This window comes from Nocardia sp. NPDC058244, assembly GCF_042882065.1.
In the GTDB taxonomy this organism is placed as follows: domain Bacteria; phylum Actinomycetota; class Actinomycetes; order Mycobacteriales; family Mycobacteriaceae; genus Nocardia.
Genome location: NZ_JBHVWX010000001.1, coordinates 105,496 through 123,245 on the forward strand (window position 1 = coordinate 105,496; position 17,750 = coordinate 123,245).

The 17,750-nt window shown below is 71.2% G+C and carries 14 protein-coding genes; 5 read left to right on the forward strand and 9 right to left on the reverse strand.

Annotated elements, in window-relative coordinates; all coding sequences use genetic code 11:
* Window positions 1-57: 57 nt before the first annotated feature.
* The 8 genes from ACFVW6_RS00490 to ACFVW6_RS00525 all read right to left on the reverse strand — a co-directional run bounded on the left by ACFVW6_RS00490 (window position 58) and on the right by ACFVW6_RS00525 (window position 6,562).
* Complete coding sequence (locus ACFVW6_RS00490) at window positions 58-579, reverse strand: ribonuclease H (protein ID WP_355275260.1); 522 nt, start codon at window positions 577-579, stop codon at window positions 58-60.
* Window positions 580-589: 10 nt separating this feature from the next.
* Window positions 590-1,063: an SRPBCC family protein gene (locus tag ACFVW6_RS00495; RefSeq protein WP_355275258.1), complete on the reverse strand. Its 474-nt coding sequence runs from the start codon at window positions 1,061-1,063 to the stop codon at window positions 590-592.
* A gap of 68 nt (window positions 1,064-1,131) precedes the next feature.
* Complete coding sequence (gene lhgO / locus ACFVW6_RS00500; RefSeq protein WP_357341922.1) at window positions 1,132-2,337, reverse strand: L-2-hydroxyglutarate oxidase; 1,206 nt, start codon at window positions 2,335-2,337, stop codon at window positions 1,132-1,134.
* On the reverse strand, window positions 2,334-3,017 hold the full coding sequence (locus ACFVW6_RS00505; protein ID WP_378824448.1) for a hypothetical protein: 684 nt from the start codon (window positions 3,015-3,017) through the stop codon (window positions 2,334-2,336). Before ACFVW6_RS00505 ends, lhgO begins: the two co-directional genes overlap by 4 nt.
* Window positions 3,018-3,353: 336 nt before the next feature.
* Window positions 3,354-4,145 (reverse strand): TIGR03084 family metal-binding protein, encoded by a 792-nt coding sequence (locus ACFVW6_RS00510; protein WP_378824446.1) that lies wholly within the window; start codon window positions 4,143-4,145, stop codon window positions 3,354-3,356.
* Between the two features lie 108 nt (window positions 4,146-4,253).
* A complete protein-coding gene (locus tag ACFVW6_RS00515) occupies window positions 4,254-5,609 on the reverse strand; it encodes a hypothetical protein (protein ID WP_378824443.1) in 1,356 nt (451 codons plus the stop codon).
* 105 nt (window positions 5,610-5,714) lie between these two features.
* Entirely contained in the window at window positions 5,715-6,230 is a 516-nt protein-coding gene (locus ACFVW6_RS00520) for a YceI family protein (RefSeq protein ID WP_355275248.1), read from the reverse strand.
* The gene (locus ACFVW6_RS00525; protein ID WP_378824440.1) at window positions 6,227-6,562 is read right to left on the reverse strand and encodes a hypothetical protein; all 336 of its coding nucleotides are present in this window, start codon (window positions 6,560-6,562) and stop codon (window positions 6,227-6,229) included. Before ACFVW6_RS00525 ends, ACFVW6_RS00520 begins: the two co-directional genes overlap by 4 nt.
* A 122-nt stretch (window positions 6,563-6,684) precedes the next feature.
* Between ACFVW6_RS00525 and ACFVW6_RS00530 the strand changes: the two genes are divergently transcribed.
* From ACFVW6_RS00530 to ACFVW6_RS00545, 4 genes are all read left to right on the forward strand, one after another.
* Window positions 6,685-9,447, forward strand: coding sequence for an ATP-binding protein (locus ACFVW6_RS00530; protein WP_378824437.1), 2,763 nt, complete (start codon window positions 6,685-6,687; stop codon window positions 9,445-9,447).
* Window positions 9,448-9,540: 93 nt separating this feature from the next.
* Window positions 9,541-11,340: an HSP90 family protein gene (locus tag ACFVW6_RS00535; protein ID WP_378824433.1), complete on the forward strand. Its 1,800-nt coding sequence runs from the start codon at window positions 9,541-9,543 to the stop codon at window positions 11,338-11,340.
* Window positions 11,340-14,159: a hypothetical protein gene (locus tag ACFVW6_RS00540; protein WP_378824431.1), complete on the forward strand. Its 2,820-nt coding sequence runs from the start codon at window positions 11,340-11,342 to the stop codon at window positions 14,157-14,159. The genes ACFVW6_RS00535 and ACFVW6_RS00540 overlap by 1 nt, the downstream gene beginning before the upstream one ends.
* 18 nt (window positions 14,160-14,177) lie before the next feature.
* Complete coding sequence (locus tag ACFVW6_RS00545) at window positions 14,178-15,965, forward strand: protein kinase (RefSeq protein WP_378824429.1); 1,788 nt, start codon at window positions 14,178-14,180, stop codon at window positions 15,963-15,965.
* Between the two features lie 306 nt (window positions 15,966-16,271).
* On the opposite strand, the gene ACFVW6_RS00550 is transcribed toward ACFVW6_RS00545, so the two are convergent.
* Window positions 16,272-16,883 carry a TetR/AcrR family transcriptional regulator gene (locus ACFVW6_RS00550; RefSeq protein WP_355275237.1) on the reverse strand — a complete coding sequence of 204 codons (612 nt, stop codon included), beginning with the start codon at window positions 16,881-16,883 and terminating at the stop codon, window positions 16,272-16,274.
* A gap of 84 nt (window positions 16,884-16,967) precedes the next feature.
* On the opposite strand from ACFVW6_RS00550, the gene ACFVW6_RS00555 reads away from it, so the two are divergent.
* A complete protein-coding gene (locus ACFVW6_RS00555; RefSeq protein ID WP_378824426.1) occupies window positions 16,968-17,744 on the forward strand; it encodes a hypothetical protein in 777 nt (258 codons plus the stop codon).
* The last annotated feature ends 6 nt before the right edge of the window (window positions 17,745-17,750 follow it).

Consider the following 17,750-nt stretch of genomic DNA (forward strand, 5'->3'; position numbering starts at 1 on the left):
AGCGACTCTGCCGCCGGAGGCGTTTTCGTGCGGACCAACTCCGGTCGCGTCGGCGCCTCAGAACAGGGTGAGTGTCCCGGACGGCGCCGCCGGCTCGACCGGCTTCCCCGTGGTCCGCGGTCTGGTGGGTTCGGCGACTTGCGCCGGGCGGGCGGCGGCCTCGCGGGCGGCCGCGCCTGCCAGAGTGTCGGCCTGTTCGTTGAAATAGTTACCGACGTGCCCGCGGACCCAGCGGAAACGCACCGGGCCCTCGCGGGTCGTGATGGCCCGATCGATCTGCTTGATGATCTCGACGTTCTTCACCGCGCCACCGGTGGAGGTGCGCCAGCCGTTGCGCCGCCAGCCGGTGATCCACTCGGAGGCGCATTTGATGGCGTAGAGCGAATCGCTCTCGATGAGCATCGGCTCGGCGCCGGGGTGGGCGAGGATGGCTTCCAGTACGGCGCGGAGCTCGGCGATCTGATTGGTGCCGGTCGCCGCTCCCCCGCTGTCCGCCGGGCCCTGGTGGTTCACCCAGGCCCAGCCGATGGCACCACCGGGATTGCGCAGGCAGGACCCGTCGGTGCTCACGATGATCATGACCGCCACCCTAGGCGATGCGGCCGACAAGATCGGTACCGTGGAATGCCTCTATCTCCCTTCGCAACCGCGACTCCGTGCGGCGCAGTGCCGATCTCGCGACCGCGTCGACGAGGCCGTGGCACAGGCGGCCGAACACACCGCGTGGTGGTGGATAGTCGGCTTCGGAGGTCAGCACCGACCGTTCGTAGCCGAGCGGATCGAACCGTAGTGTCACGGTTCCGTATACCCGCCCACGCAGGGTATACCCGATCACCGCGTTGCGCCGATATTCGGTGATCTCGCAGGTCGAGCGCAGCGGAATCACCCCGAACAGCCGGACTTTCAGCACGAAGGCGGCGCCGAGGCCCTGGTCGGGTTCGCCGTCGGGCTCGATGCCGGTGACACCCGACATCCAGTCCGGGACGAAGCGGAAGTTCGCGGCGTAGGCGAAGGCGGCGTCGACGGGTGCGCCGACGTCACACGCATACCTGATGTGGCCCATCGGCCCTCCCTGATCACGGATGGGCTCAAAATTACTACAAATGTCCTCTTTATTTGCCGGATTGCCGCTCAGAGCTGGTCGACGAGGTACTCCGCGATCGGCATCGCCGACGTCGCCGCAGGTGAGGGTGCGTTGAGCACGTGGATCGAGCGCGGGGTCCGCTCGATCAGGAAGTCGTGCACCAGGGTGCCGTCGCGCAGCACGGCCTGCGCGCGGATGCCCGCGCGATGCGGCAGCAGATCCGCGGTCGTGAGTTCCGGGCAGTATCGACGGCATTCGGCGAGGTAGCCCCGCTTGAACACCGAATTGCGCAGCTCGCGCGCCCCGGTCCGCAGGTGGGTGCGGGCGACCCGGTGCACGCCGGGGAAGCGCAGCACGTCGACCGCGTCCCGCACGTTCACGCTGCCCTTGGGATAGCCCTCCCTGGCCAGCCCGAGTACCGCGTTCGGCCCGACCGTCAGCTCGCCGTCGATGGTCGGGCTCAGGTGGACGCCGAGGAACGGCAGCGCGGGATCGGGCACCGGGTAGATCAGCGTGCGCACCAGCTCGGCGCGCTCGGCGGGCAGCCGGTAGTACTCGCCGCGGAACGGGACGATGCGGAAGTCGGTGCGGATGCCCGCCATCCGCGCCATCCGGTCGGCCTGCAAGCCGGCGCAGACCACCAGCGTGCGCGCGGTGAACGTCGCGGCCGGGCCGGAAATCGTGACGGCGGAATCGGTTTCGCTGATCGCCTCGACGACGGTGTCGAGCGCGATCCGCCCGCCCATGGCCACCACCTGATCGGCGAGCGCGGCCGTCACCTTCGCGTAGTCGATGATGCCGGTGGCGGGCACGAACAGCGCGCCGACGCCGGTGATCCTCGGCTCGCGGCGCACCAGCTCGGCCGCGTCGATCGCTTCCACCTCGACGCCGTTGGCGACGGAGCGCTCGTAGAGGTCGAGCATCCGCGCGTGCTCGGCGGAATCGGTGGCCACCAGCAGCTTTCCGCAGACCTCGAACGGAATGTCGTTGGCGGCGGCGAACTCCTTGGTCCACCGCGCGCCCGCGCGGCACAGCCGGGCCTTCAAACTGTCGGGTGGGTAATAGATTCCGGAGTGGATGACACCGCTGTTGTGCCCGGTCTGATGCGCGCCGAGGCTCGACTCCTTGTCCACCAGCACCAGACTCGCGCCGGGGTGGGTGGTCAGCAGCCGATGCGCGGTCGCCACGCCGACGATGCCGCCGCCGAGCACGCAGAAGTCGTACGCACCGCGCCCGGTGCCGCCAGAACTCACACGCCGACGGTAGTCGGCGCCTCGTCGGCAGGTGTGGTCGGTGCGGCGGTCTCGTCGCCGGCCTCCGCCGACTCGACCGGCGCGGGCTCGGTGCCCGGCTTCTGCACCCGTTCCACGCGCAGCGTGTGGCTGCCGAGGCCGGGATCGGAGAGCACGAAGACCAGTTCACCGCGGCGGGTGTCGAGTTCGGTCCGCAGCGCGGTCACCCCGGCGGGGTCGGCGGTGAGGCCAAGGTATTTCGACGCGATCGTCACCAGGTTGGTGTCCACCGTGAAGGCGATGGTGTCGGTACGCGCCGGCGCGACCTGCGCCCCGACGTAGGTGGTGCCGATCTTGAGCCGTCCGGCCAGCGCCGAGCTGTCGGGGGTCGCGCCGACACCCGACTGCTGTGCGGTCACCGGGGTCCTGGTCACGGCGGGCACCGTGCGCTCGGTCGACATCGCGAGCTCGACGAGATCGCTGCTCGCGCGCGGCGCGGAGTCCTCGGCGAAGACGGGGCGGTGGTGGCCCGAGCCCGGCGGCACGGCGGGGGCCGCGGTGTCGTCGGCGCGCGGCGGCGCGAGTTCGGGCATGTGGTTGACGATGTAGGCGCCCGCGGCGACGGTGAGGCAGAGGCTGGCGGCGCCGGCGATGACGGTGGCGGACAGACGCGCGATCTGAGCGGGTCGGTGAGCGGTCACGATGCGGTCCTTCCTGTACCTGTGGGTGAACCCGAGGGAACGGGGCCCGCATCGTTGAAAGCCACGCGCTGATTTCCACGGTACGCCGGTGCTAGCTGTTGTTAGCACCGGCGCCGGTGAGATCAGGACCACATCTGGACAACTGACCTATCAGTGCGGGTCAGCGGGGTGCCCGGGGGTCGCGGTTGTTTCTCACACCGCGAGGCGGGGTACCCCTCCGAAGCAGGCGAGCGTCGTTCACGACTGCCACGGAGGTCAGCCCCCGGCCAACGAAGTCCGGGGCAGTCGGCACGAATGGCGCTCAGAGACTGACGCTCGCCTGTTCGAAACGTGTGGTCAGGCGAACTGGCCTGCTTCGCGGCCCGCTCCGGGCGGACCGGCGAAGGCCTGGGCGATGCCGAGCCAGTGTTCGGCGTCGGGGCCCTCGGTGACCAGAGCGGTGTCTTCGCGGTGCCTGCGCTGGGTCGCGACCAGGCAGAAGTCGACGGCCGGACCGGTGACGCGCTGCTTCGCGTCCTCGGGACCCCAGGTCCACAGGCTGCCGTCGGGCGCGGTCAGCTCCACCCGGAATTCCTCGGCGGGACCGGATTCCCCGTGCACGGTGTAGGCGTAGTTGCGGGTGCGGACGCTGATGTGGGCGACGGTGCGCAGCCGGGCGGTGGGCGTGCGCTCGACGCCGAGCGCGTCGGCGACGTCCTGGCCGTGCGCCCAGGTCTCCATGATCCGCGCGGAGATCATCGACGCCGGGCTCATCGGCGGGCCGAACCAGGGCAGCTTGGTGTCCGCGGGCACGGCGGCCAGCGCGGCGATCAGGGCCGCGCGGCCCGAGCGCCAGCGCGCCAGCAGCTCGGCGGGCGGGGTCTGCGCGACCTCTTCGGCGGCCTCGTCGACGAAGGTGAACATCTTGGGCGCGGCCTCGGCCAGCAGCTTCGCGAAGGTGTCACCGTCGGTGGCGGCCAGCTTGGAGACTTCGTCGGTCCAGGTCAGGTGGGCGATCTGGGTGGTGATGTCCCAGCCGGGTGAGGGGGTGGCGGTCTGCCACTGCGCGGAGGTCAGCGGTGCGACCAGGTTTTCCAGATCCGCGCATTCGGCGGCGAAGTCGTCGAGGAGCGCTGCGAGGTCAGCCATCTGTTCCCTTGCCGATCGTGGCGCGACCCGGTACGGGTGCGCCTCGCCACCAAGAATCTCAGCGCCCTCAGAAAAATGCAAGCACGCGTGCTTGTTCTTGCGGCGCGGCTACCAGCCGAAGGTCAGCAGGTGCATACCGCCGACGGCCAGACCGAGCACGCCGCCGTGCAGATACAGCAGCCACGCGTCCTGCTCGACCGCCGCGTAGAACATCTCCATGAACTCGCCCGGCGTCAGTTTCTGCAGCTTGCGATCGGCGAAGGCGTCGATCTTCTTGGCCTGCTCGAGCACGAACTTCTCGTCGTCGACCATCTCCGGCGCCAGGCTCAGACCGGCGCCCGCGCCCGAGATCGCCAGGTTGTCGTAGCCCTTCTTGCCGATCGCCGCCCGCACCATGAACGCGGTCGGGCCCAGCTGCTGGTGGATCTCCTCGGCCACCACCCGCTCGATCAGCTGCCGGGTCTTGTCGCCGTTCGGGCCCTCGAGCAGTTCGTTGGACAGGTTCTCCACGGTCAGCACCTGGTAGGCCAGGATGTGCGCCAGATCGGTCGCGGCCTGCGGCTGCCGCTTGGCCAGCAGCGCCTGGCGCCACAGGTACTTGTAGCGCGGCTGCGGATCGCCGGGCTCGAACACCATCTTGATCGCGATGACGTTCACGGTCACGCCGATCGCGGCCGAGGCCAGCAGCACGATCACCCACGAGGGCACCAGCCCCCAGTACGGGATCTGCGCGTGCACGTGCAGGTACAGCGCCAGGATCAGGCCGAACGGCGCGCCGAGCAGGCCGATCCTGGCCATGAACTTCAGCTCCGGCGCCGCGATGGTGGTGGTCAGGTCCTTGAGGATGGTCGGGTTCTTCTCCAGGTACCGGATGACGAAGTTCTTGACGTCGAGCAGCTGGTCGATGTTGTCGCCCAGGCTCGCGAACGCGCGCCGGCCCAGCGCGGGCAGCTGGCGGTCGACCCGCTGGTAGACGGCCTGCTTGACCGGCCGCGGCAGCGAACGCCACAGGTCGGGGTTCTCCCGGTACATGATCTCGTCGACGATCGGCTGTACCTGGTCGCGCGCGCGTTCGGCCAGGTAGTCGCCGATGCCGTCGAGGTCGAGTTCGTGGATGAAGTCGCGCGGGCTGCCGATCCGCATCAGCGCCTTGTCGACGCAGATGCTGGCCATCTTCTCGGCCCGCGCCGGGATGAAGCCCTGGAAGCCGAGCCTGCGCCCGTCTCCGGAGAAGGTCGGCAGCACCTGGACCCGGCGCGGCAGATAGGGATACAGCACATGCAGCATGGGCACCCGGAAGCCCTTGAACTGCACCGGCCAGAACAGCATGAGCACACCGGTCCAGTTGGTGAGCCAGCCCGCCAGCGCGCTGAAGATCGGGAAACTGATCAGATCGACCACGAATTTCGACTGCCCCGTCAGCTCTTCCCAATCGATGAAGAGTCCGGAGGCCAGTGTGGTCATCGTGGAGCCCCCTAGTGCTGACGCGCGAAGAACGTGAAGAACGTGAGGATAAGGCAATCACATTCTGACCGGTCGCGACGGGGTGTCAACGGCGGATGGCGGTATCTACCCCGGCCGCAGCACGACGTGAACCTCGATCGTCACCCAGCGCCCGATCAGGAATTCCGGTGCTTTCACCCCGATCGCCCTGCGGTCGAGCACGGCTTCCGCGCTGACGGCCACCGTGTCGGCGGTCAGGTCGAACCGGGTGACGGTGAAGACCAGCGGGATGTCCCGGCCGCGGACGGTGGCCACGCCCGCGACGCGCCACTCCCCGTCGGTGCCGGTGATGTCGTCGGCGACGAAGCTCATCCGCGGGTGCCGGTCCAGATCCAGCAGCCCCGGCTTGCGCAGATCGCGATCGCGCCGGGCGTTGCCGGTGTCGATCGCGGCGAGGTCGACGACCCCGCTGACCGTCTCGGGCTGCCCGGCGGGGCCGACCGTCAGCCTGCCTGCCAGCACCGGCATCGTCCCGTGCACGGTCCGCCGCCCGAAGTGGCCGACCCGGAACCGCGCGGTGCACCGTTGCGGCGCGGCGACCCAGTCCGTGCGCTCGCGCTCGCCCAGCATGATCCAGTTCATGACGTCGCCCTCGCGGCGTAGATGGCGGCGGTGTCGTGGTGCCGCAGCACCGGGTAGATCTCCACCCGGTCGGGTCCGGGCAGCAGCGCCGGGTCTTCGTCCGGCAGCAGTTCGGTGGCGAGGATGGCCGCGCGCACCGCGTGCAGGGCTTCCTCGGACTCGCCGATGCCGATCACCACGCCGGAGCCGTCGGCGCGGCGCAGTTCGTAGTACTCGAGCAGGCCCGGCACGGTGGCCAGGGCGGGCCGGATGCGGTGCGCGGCGGCGAAGTCGGCGGCCGCCAGTTCGCCCGCCGTGCGCGGCCGGTCGAACCAGACAAGGTGTGCGTACATGATTTTCAGCTCCTGACCTGGGGAATTCGGTGATTCAAGAATCGCCGCGCGCGGGCGCGTCCGGATCAGTGCCGGTACGTATCCGCGGTACTGAACTTCGCCGTAGGCGCGATACTGGTGCGATGCAGACTCCGGCCGTCGGACGGCATCAGGAGATCGCGCGGCTGCGTGCGGCGGTGCTGGCCGCCGCCTCGGGGGCGGGCCGGTTCGTGCTGGTCGGTGGTGCGGCCGGGATCGGCAAGTCGTGGCTGGCGGAACGCGCCGTCGAGCTGGCCGCGGAGTCGGGGCTGCGGGTGGCGCGCGGCAACGCGCTCGACGACGCCGGGATGCCGCCGCTGTGGCCGTGGCGCCGGGCCGCCCGCGACCTGCCCGAACTCGCCGCCGCCCTCGATACGGTCAGCGAACCCGGTGGCGGTGCGGCCGCGCAGCGCTTCCGGATGTGCACCGAGGTCGTCGACGTGCTCACCGCGGCGGCGGCGGGCACCGGCCTGCTGCTCGTCCTCGAGGATCTGCACTGGGCCGACCCGACGTCGCTGGCGCTGCTCACCCACGTCGCCGGCGAGACGGCGCGCGCCGAGCTGCTCATCGTCGGCACGGCGCGCGAACCGGCGGGTCCGACTCTGCTCGGGCACCAGTCCGAGTGGCTGCGGCTGCCGAATACCCGATCACTGTCGGTACCGGGGCTTTCCGAGCCGGAGGTGCGCTACTGGCTCGAACAGCGCGGCCTGTCCGCCGACCTCGCCGCGCGGGTGCGCGATCGCACCGACGGCAATCCACTGCTGGTCCGGCTCGTCCTGGAATCCGGTGCCGCCGAGTCCGACAACGGCGACGTGCTGTCCGTACCCGCGGTGCGCCGTTTGGTGCTGTCGCAGCTCGACCGGCTCGCGCCGGACACCGTCGACGTGCTCAGTGCCGCCGCCGTATTCGGTGAACGCATCGACGCCGACCTCTTGGCACAGGTATGCCCGCGGGTGCCTGCGGCCATCGACGCCGCGACCGCGGCGGGCATCGTCCGCCGTTTCGACGACGGCACGACCGGTTTCACCCACGCCCTGATCAGGGACGCGGTGTACGCCGACCTCACACCCTCGCGCCGGTCCGCCCTGCACCGCGTGGCGGCGGAAGCGCTGACGGCGCGTGGCGGCCCCGACGCCGTCGTCGCCGGGGCGATCGCGACGCAGTGGCGCGAGGCGGCGGCAGGCGCCGAATCACCGGAGGGCCTGCGCTGGTCGCGGCGCGCAGCCCGCTCGGCACGGTCCGCCGCGGCCTACGCGGAGGCGATCCGGTTCGGGCAGTGGGCGATCGACGCGGCGGGCGCCACCGCCGCCGAGGCCGACCGCGCCGAGCTGCTGCTCGACCTCGCCGGGGACGAGTTCGCCGCGGGCCGGATCGCCGACAGCCTCGAACACTGCGTCCAGGCCGCCGCCGTCGCCGAGCGGGCCGCCCGCCCCGACCTGCTCGCCGAGGCCGCGCTCGTCGTCCATGGCGTCACCACGCCCACGGTGATGACGCAGCTGGACCAGCTGTGCGCCACCGCCTTACGACAGCTCGAGCCAGGCACCCACGATGACCTGATCGCCCGGATCCTGGCCAGGCACGCCCTCTCGGCCGCCGATCGCGGCGCGGGCGCGGCGGCAAGGACGCTGTCCGAGCAGGCCATGCGCGCCGCCGCCCACTCCACCGACCCCGATGTCGCGCTCGACGCCATCCACGCCCGTCACCTGTCCCTGGCCGCACCCGACTACCTCGACGAGCGAACCACCCTGGCCGCCAGGGCGATCGAGATCGCGGTCGACGCCGAACAGCCGCTCGCCCAGCTCTGGGGACACGTGTGGACCGCCGACGCGAGCCTGCAACGCGGCGACCTCACCGCCTTCGACAGCGCCCTCGACCACATCGCGCTGCTGGTCGAACGCCGTCGGCTGCCGATCGCCCGGTGGCACCTGCTGCGCCTGCGCGCCACCCGCGCCGTCCTCGTCGGCGACCTCGCCGCCGCCCTCGAATTCGACAGTGCCGCCTATGAACTGGCGCTGGCCATCGGCGATTTCTCGCTGGCCGGGCTGCATCACGCGTTCCGCGGGATGTACGCGGTGATCGTCGGCCACATCGACCGCGCCGAGCTGACCGCCGCGGTCGAGTCGCTGTCCTTCGCCCCGAAGATCCCGATCGCCCAGCTCTTCGCGCCGCTGATGCACGCGCTCGCCGGTGACCTCGACGAGGCCACTGCCCTGTTCGCGCCGTTCCGCGAGCTCCCCGACACCCTCGAGGTCGGCGCGCGCTGGGCGGGCACCGTGTTCTGCGTCGGCCTGGTGGCCGAACTCCTCGACGACGCCGAGACCGCCGACCGGGTCTACCGCGCCCTGGCCGGGCAGGAGCGGCACTACTGCGCCGACGGCACCGGCGCGCTGATCTGCGTCAGCTCGCTGGCTCGGGTCCGCGCCGACAACGCCCGCGTGGCCGGGCACCTGGACGCCGCCGTCGAGCTGTACCGGCGCGGTCTGGCGATGGACGCCAGGATCGGCGCGCGTCCCTTCGTCGCGCTCGGCCATCTCGGCCTGGCCCGCACCCTGCTCGCCCGCGCCGACTTCGCGGCCGCGCGCGCCGAAGCGGAGCGGGCGGCCGCCGGATTCCGCAGGCTCGGCATGCCGTACCGCCTGGCCGCCGCCGACGCCCTGCTGACCAGGATCGCCGCCGCCACCCGGTCCGCCGATCCCCTCACGCCGCGCGAGCGGGAAGTCCGCGATCTCGCGGTGGCGGGGCTGACGAACCGCGAAATCGCCACGCGTTTGGTTCTTTCCGAGCGCACCGTGGAAACCCACGTCCGCAACATCCTCGCCAAACTGGGTGTCACCAACCGCACCGAACTCGCCCGCGACCCCCGCTGACGCAGGTCACGCCCCTGACATCGTGGTCGGTGCGCGGTGCGAAGTTGCGGTTACAGTGGCCGGGCAAGTAGTGCTCGTGCTCGGAGGGGACCGGTGGTGGAACAGGTATTCCAGGTCGATTTGCGTGGTGTGGTCGACCTGCTCAGTCACCACCTGTACGGCAGCCCGCGGGTGTACGTGCGGGAGCTGATGCAGAACGCCGTCGACGCGAGCACCGCGCGCCGGACGCTGGACCCGTCGGCGCAGCTCAGCGTGCGGATCGAGACCGCCGACCGGACCGGCGACGGCAGCATCAGGATCCACGACACCGGGATCGGGCTCACCGAGGCCGAGGTGCACACCTTCCTGGCCACCATCGGCCGCAGCGGCAAACGCGACGATCTCGGCTTCGCCAGGCACGAGTTCCTCGGCCAGTTCGGCATCGGCTTGCTCTCGTGCTTCCTGGTCGCCGACGAGGTCACCGTGCTCACCCGCTCCGCGCGCGGCGGGCCGACGGTGCGCTGGACCGGCTTCGCCGACGGCCGCTACCGGGTCGAGCCCGCCTCGCGGGAACGCGAGGAACCGGGCACCACGGTGATCCTGACGCCCCGGCGTGGCGCCGAGCAGTGGCTCACCGGCGCCACCGTCACCGAGCTGGCCGCCCTGTTCGGCAGTCTGCTGCCGTTCGAGGTCACCGTCGACGGGCGCTCGGTCACCGAGCCCGAGGTGCCGTGGCGGGCGAACCACCCCACTCCCGACGACCGCAAGGCCGCGCTCGCCGCCTACGCCGAGGACACCTTCGGCTTCACGCCGTTCGCCACGTTCGATCTCAGCTGTGCCGAATCCGGTGTCACCGGGGTGGCGTTCGTGCTCCCGCAGCCGGTCAACCCGGCGGCCAAGGCGGGGCACCGGGTGTATCTCAAGCGGATGCTGCTGGCGGAGAGCGTCACCGGGCTGCTGCCCGACTGGGCGTTCTTCGTGCGCTGCGTCGTCGACACCACCGAGCTGCGGCCGACCGCGAGCCGGGAAGCGCTGTACGAGGACGACCTGCTCGAATCCACCAGGGAGTCGCTCGGCGGGCAGATCAGGGACTGGCTGGTGGAGCTGTCCACCGCCGACCCGGCCGCGCTCGCCCGCTTCCTGCGCGTCCACGACCTGGGCGTGAAGGCGCTGGCCCTGCACGACGACGACATGCTCCGGCTGGTCGACCGCTGGCTGCCGGTGGAGACCAACGCCGGGCAGATCCCGCTCGCGGAGTTCCGCCGCCGGTTCGGCGGTATGCGCTACACGCCGTCGGTGGAGGAGTTCCGCCAGCTCGGCGCGGTGGCGGCCGCGCAGGGCCTCGGCCTGGTGAACGGCGGCTACACCTACATCACCGAGATCCTGGAGCGCCTGCCCGCGCTCGATCCCGAGATCCAGGTGACCCGCCTGGACACCGCCGCCCTGGCGACCCACTTCGACCTGGTCGACCCGGCCACCGAACTCGCGCTGCGGCCCTTCCTGACGACCGCCCAGCGCGTGCTCGACCGGCTCGACTGCGAGGTCGCGCTGCGCACGTTCGATCCGCCGTCGCTGTCGGCGCTGTACCTGCTCGACCGCGACACCCAGCATCGCGCCGAACTGCGGGCCACCCGCCAGGTCGCCGACGAACTGTGGGCCGATGTGCTCGGCGCCTTCGATTCCGGTCAGGACGGCGACCGGCCGCAGCTGGTGCTCAATCACCGTAATCCGCTGGTGCGCCGCATCGCCGGGCTCGCCGACACCCGGTTGGTGACCATGGCGGTCGAGGCGCTTTACAGCCAGGCGCTGCTCCAGGGCCAGCATCCGATGCGGCCGGTGGACACCGCGCTGCTGAACAAGTCGTTCGTCGGGCTGCTCGACTGGGCAGTGCACGATCCGCAGGGAGAGCTCTGATGTCCGAGACCGCCGACGACCTGTGGCGGCTGCTCGCCCAGGCCGGTCACATGCCCTACGGCGACGCCAAAGACGCACTGCTGGAACAGGTCCTGCGACACGCCGAAGCGGGCGGGCACACCGACATCGCGTTCAACACCCGGATGCGGTTGATCGCCGCCTACGCCCAGGGCATGAGCCCGGCCAAGCTGTTCGTCCCGTTCGCCCGCTGCCTGGCCGACTACGACCGGGAACCCGGCGCCTACGGCGACTGGGTGGCGGGATCGCTGCGCTGGGATTTCAAGTTCGCGGTGCGCGCGATGACGAATTTCCCCGAGGTGCCCAAGGATCGGGCGCTGGCCGCGCTCGACCAGATGGAGCAGCGCTACCGGGTGGAGGGCCAGAGCCCGCAGGCGGTGTACGCCTACCGGCACTATGTGGCCAAGCATCTCGGCGACCTGACCGAGGCCGAGAACTGGTACGAAAGATGGTGCACCACACCGCGCGACGAGAACTCCGACTGCGCCGGATGCGACCCGACCGGCAAGGTCACCTGGCTGGCGAGCCGGGGTCGGGACACCGAGGCGGTCGAACTGGCCGCCCCGGTCCTGCGCGGCGAGCTGAACTGCGACGAGCAGCCCCAGCTGATCCTCACCGCCCTGCTGCTGCCCTACCTGCGCACCGGCCAGCTCGACGCAGCGCGCGACGCGCACCGCAGGTCCTACCGGGTGCTGCGCACCAAACCCCAGGACGTGAGCGCCATCGCCACGCACCTCGAGTTCTGCGCGCTGTCCGGCAACCAGGCCCGCGGCCTGGAACTGCTCGACCGGCATCTCGGCTGGCTCGACCGGTCGCCGAATCCGTCCGCCGCCATGGACTTCGCCGCCGCGGCCGCGCTGCTGCTGCGCACCGTCGAGGACGCGGGCCACGGCGACACCGTCGTCCGGCGGCCCGCGCATCTCGATCGCCCCGCGGCCGAATCGACCGCGCGCGCCCTGGGCGCGGAACTGACCGCCGAGGCGCTGGCGATCGCGGCGCGATTCGATCGGCGCAACGGCACCACCCACCAGACCGAGCTGGTGCACACGGTGCTGGCGAGCACGCCGATCGTCGACCAGCTGCCGCTGTCGGCCGCCGCGGTGCACCGGGTGCCGGTCGAGCAGGTACCCGCCCCGATCGAACTCCCCGCGCTGACCACCGCCGAGCTGATCGAACGGGCCGAATCGGGCCTCCAGCGCGACGCCACCACCGAGGTGACGGCGTTGGTCCAGCGCCTGACCGAGGACGCCGAGCCCACCGATCCCCTGCTGGCGGGCAGGCGCGCGGCTGTGCTCGCGCGCGAGTCCGCCCGTGGCGACGATTGTCTCGCGACCGAATCCCTGCTGCGCCGGGCGATCGAGCACTACACCGCCGCCGGCGACGAGGATCACCGCCAGATCGGTCTCGGCAGGCTCGGCGTGCACCTGTGCAGGCACGGTGATCCCGCCGAAGCGACACCGCTGCTGCGCGCGTCGCTCGCGCACCTGGGCGCGTCGGCCGATCCTGCGGTCCGGGGCAACGCCGTGCTGCGGCTGTCCGGCGGTCTGCTCGACCTGTACGACCGTGGCCTGCTGCCCGACGATGCCGCCGCCGAACTCCCCGAACTGCTCGACCGTGCCGACGCCGAGGCCGCCGCCTCGGGTGACGACGAGCTGATCGGCGATGCCGCCAAGCAGCGGCTCTTCCTGTCCGAGAACAACTCCCGGATCGACGATGCCGATGTCGCGGCACGGACGGCGATCTCGGCCTACCGCCGGGCGAACCTGCCGTTCCGGGCCGCGACCACGCTGTACTACCTGGCCGGAATCCATCGGGCCGCCGGTGATTTCGCCGCCGCGCTGGCCGCGACCGACGAGGCGCTGCCGCTGCTCGACGCGGACACCCGCGTCGGCTTCCGGACGGCCCTGTTCGCCCGCCGCGGCGATCTCCTGCTGCTCCTCGAGCGTCCCGCCGAGGCCGTCGGCGAGCTGCTTGCCGCCATCGCGGTCGGCGCACCCGCCGGTCTGCCGCAGCTGCCGTACGCGCAATGGGATCTGGCCATCGCCTACCGGGCCACCGGGCAGCTGCTCGATGCCGCCGAGCAGGCGGAAGCGGCGATCATCGCGCTCGACGACGCGGGCGCGGGCGGCGCGGCCCGTGGCTGCCGCTATCTGCTGGCCGGTCTGCACCGCTCGCTCGGCGAGCCCGATCAGGCGCTCACCGTGTACGACGCGATCATCGAATTCGACCGGTCTGTCGAGGATCTCGGTGACGAGGCGTATGTCCTGGCCGAGACCGCCGACCTGCTCGACGCGCTCGACCGCGATGCCGAGGCCGCCGAACGCTACCGCCTCGCCGCCGAGGTGGCGGCGCGGGTCGACGATCCGATCCGGGTCGCCTACTGCCGCTACAGCGCCGCGCTGTCCCTGCACTGGTCCGGTGATTCGGCGGGCGCGGTCGCGGCCGTCGAGGTCGCCGACGCCGCGCTGGCGGCGCTCGCCGCCACCGGTCCCGACGCCGATCTGCTCACCTGGCACCGGGCCCGGCTGGACCACAATGCTGCCCGAATCCTGCTCGCCGCCTATCGTTTTCCCGATGCCCTTCCTCGCGCCGAAGCCGCCGCCGCCGGGTTCCGCGCTATCGACGTCATCGATCGCGCGGTGCGGGCCGATTACGACCAGGCCAGAATCCTGCTCGGCCTCGACCGGCCCGCCGAGGCCGAGAAGGTCCTCGCGGGCGCGGTCGCCGAACTCGACGACACCCACCCGGCATACGGTGCGCTCACCACACTGCTGACCGAAACCCGCTCCGGACTCGGCTGATTCGAAGGACTCCACGCGATGCAACCGCTCGGCAGCGACGATCCACGCCAGATCGGGGCGTACCGGCTGCTCGGCGTCCTCGGCGCCGGCGGCATGGGCAAGGTGTACCTGGGCCGCAACGCGGGCGGACGCACCGTCGCGGTGAAGGTGATCCGGCCGGATCTGCTGGGCGACCCCGAATTCCGGGCCAGGTTCCGCCGGGAGGTGGCCGCCGCGCGGCGGGTCGGCGGTGCCTGCACCGCGCCGGTCCTCGACGCCGATGTCGACGCCGATCCGCCGTGGCTGGCGACCGGTTACGTCGCCGGACTCGCGCTCTCGGACGCGGTGTCGCGGTTCGGGCCTTTCACCGAACCGTCGTTGCTCGCGCTCGGGCACGGGCTGGCCGAGGCGCTGGTGGCCATTCACGGCGTCGGCATCGTGCATCGCGATCTGAAGCCGTCGAATGTGCTGCTCGCCGTCGACGGGCCCAAGGTGGTCGACTTCGGGATCGCGCGCGCCGTCGAGGACACCGCGCTCACCACCACCGGAAAGGTCATCGGCTCACCGGGTTTCATGTGCCCGGAGCAGGTCACCGGTGAACCGCTCGGCCCCGCCTGCGATGTGTTCGCGCTCGGCGGCGTGCTGACCTTCGCCGCCTCCGGCCACGGCCCGTTCGGCACCGCCGAGATCGTGCAGATGCTGTGGCGCATCGTCTACGAGGAACCGCGCCTCGAGGGCGTGCCCGCGCGCCTGCGTCCCCTGGTCGCCGCCTGCGTCGCCAAGGACCCCGCCGCCCGCCCCACCCCGCAGCAGGTCCTCGCCGAGCTCGCCGCCATCGGCCTGCCCGAGCGCACCGGCTGGCTCCCGCCCGCCGTGCTCGAAGACGTCAGCAGGCGCGCGGTCACCCTGCTCGACCTCGACTCCGGCCCGGCCGACCCACCTGTCGGACCCAGCGCAGCGCTCCACCCGACCTGGTCGAACACCGGCGGCCAGGCATCATTCCCCGGCACCGCAGGCTCCGGTGGGCAGACCCCGCGGCCGGGTGCCGCGGCGAGCTTCGGCGGCCCGGCGTCGTCGCCTGGCATGGCCGCGAGCTTCGGCGGACAAACGCAGCTGCCCGGGTCCGGGTCGGGGTTCAACACGCAGATACCGCTGTCCGGCACTGGTGCGAGCTTCGGCGGGCACACGTCCTTTGCCGGCGGGCCGACGCAGGCCGGGTACGCGACTGTCCATCGGCCCGCCGGTGACATCACCGGCGGTATTTCCGCGCCCGGGCAGGCGTTGCGCCCGCCCGCGCGCCGCGGGCGCAACACACTGGTGGCCGCGGCGGTGGTCGTCGCGCTGGCGGTCGCCGGGGGCGCGTTCCTGATCGGCGTCCAGCTGCGCGACCGATCGGACGGCAATAGCGCGGCGAACTCGACGTCGATCTCCACCAGCAACCAGGGCTCCGAGCTCCCGCCCGCCACCGGGGCGCCGGTGGCGAAGGTCCCCGCCGCGTTCGTGGGGACCTGGCAGGGGCGGGCCGTCGACGGGCCGGTGCAGTTCGACATCACCCTCACCATCGACGACGGCAAGGTCGGGCAGAAGGTCGCGACCGCGTCGAATACCGGCGTGCTCTCCGGCGAGCGCTGCGAGCGCTCGGAAACCCTGGTCGAGGCCACCACCGACGGCCTCGTCCTGAAGGCGAAACTCACCGGCAAGAGCGCGAGTGGCTGTGTGGACGACGGCGCGACCTCGACGGTCACCATGGGCTCGAACGGCACCCTCACCTACCGCACGCCAGGGTTGCTCGGTGGCACCATCACCGGGTTCCTGCGGAAGTCCTGACCACCCGCGATGGCGATTGCCGGTCATTTGCCGACCATGTGGAAACGGGAGCGAAACGGCGAAGCGGACACCGTACGCGGCCGGTGGTGGTTCACTACCACCACGAGCTTGTCTGGACTTTCGACCAATACATCACCCCTGGTGATGCCGATCTCAACTTTCCAGCCGTTGCTATCTGGGTCACTACTATGCCAGACTCTCGTCCCACACTGTGAAGCCGTCCGGTCTCACAATGTCCGGAGAGGGAGTGTGTTGAGCGAGCGGCAAGTGCGCGATGTTGCCACCCTCCCGACGGTTGCGCCGAAATCAGCCCCAGTCGACCAGCGTGAGCGCGGCGGCGGTCAGCAGGTCGACCAGTTCGCCGACCGGTGGCCGCGACTCGCGCAGCAGCCATTCGTGGGCCACGCCGTTGACCGCGCCGGTGAGCAGGCCGGTGGTGAGCTCCGCGTCGCCGCGCAGCCGCACCCCCTTGGCCGCCAGCGCCGTCTCGATCAGCGCCGACCAGGCATGCCTGCGCGCGCGACGATGGTTCTCCATCCGATCGCTGACCCCGACGACCTCGATCAGCGCCACCTGCGCGCGGTACGGGTCGGAGCCGAGCGATTCCAGGTACGCCCCCAGGCCTGCCCGCAGCGCGGGTTCCGGTTCGGTGTGCGCGACCACCGCCTGGACGACCGCGGCCGCGGCGTCGTCCTGGATGCGGTCGTAGGCGGCGATGAGCACGTCCTCGCGGGTCTCGAACTCCTCGTAGAACTGCCGCTTGGACAGGCCCGCCGCCGCGCACACCTCGGCGAGCGAGCACGTCGGGTACCCGCGTTCGGCGAAGATTCGCGTCGCTGCTTCCAGGAACCGCTGGCGCCGTTCGGCTTTACGCGCGACGACTGTACGACCCCCATACCGTCTGTCCGCTGTAGTCACCTCTCCAATGTATCTGAAACCCGGGATCACACTTACCTTTCCGGGCTGCTTCAACCAATCCCCACAAAGAAGGACGGCTGACCAGTGCTGCGCACCCGAGGCTCGCGGACCGCATTGTCCGCTCTCGTACTAGCGGTGAGTGCCTCACTCGCCGCACCGGCGTCGACCATGGCTGCCCCGCGGCCTGCGGCTCAGCCGAGCGTCCCGGCGATCGCGGAGAACGTTCCCTCCGAGACGCTGGCCGCGCTGGCACCGTCGATCGTAAGCGCCATCTCCGCGCCCGCCCCCATCGCCGATGGCGCGCAGGCCGCGATCTTGGCTCAGGCCCGCGTGCTGCTGGCGACGCCCGGCATTCCCGCGCAGGTCAAGGCGACCCTCGAGAAGGTCATCACCTTCCTCGACGGCAGCGGCGGTGGCGGCCCCGAGCTCCCGCCGTCCGACGGCCCGCGGATCGCCCAGTTCCTCTACCCGACCATCGGTAAGGGCTGCATCGGCCCGACCTCCGATTCCGTCGGCACCGCGCTGGCCGTACCCGGCCCGGCCGAGCTGCCGCCGCCGGGGCCCACCGCGGGCCAGACCGGTTTCGTCTTCACCGCGCTGGGTACCAAGACGCCGACCGTCGTGCAGAACCCGCCGATGACGGTGCAGTGGATCAACCTGGACAACCGGCGGACGGGCACCCAGCCGCTCACCACCGCGGCCGGGATCAACCCGGACGGGCCCGCCACCCTGTCCGCCATCGCCGACACCGGCGCGGGGCGGGTCGCCGCGGTGATCACCGGTTCGCTCACCACGACCACCGCCGACGGTGACCGGACCTGCTCGTTCGCCCCGACCCTCGGGTTCTTCTCCGTCGCCTGAGCCGAC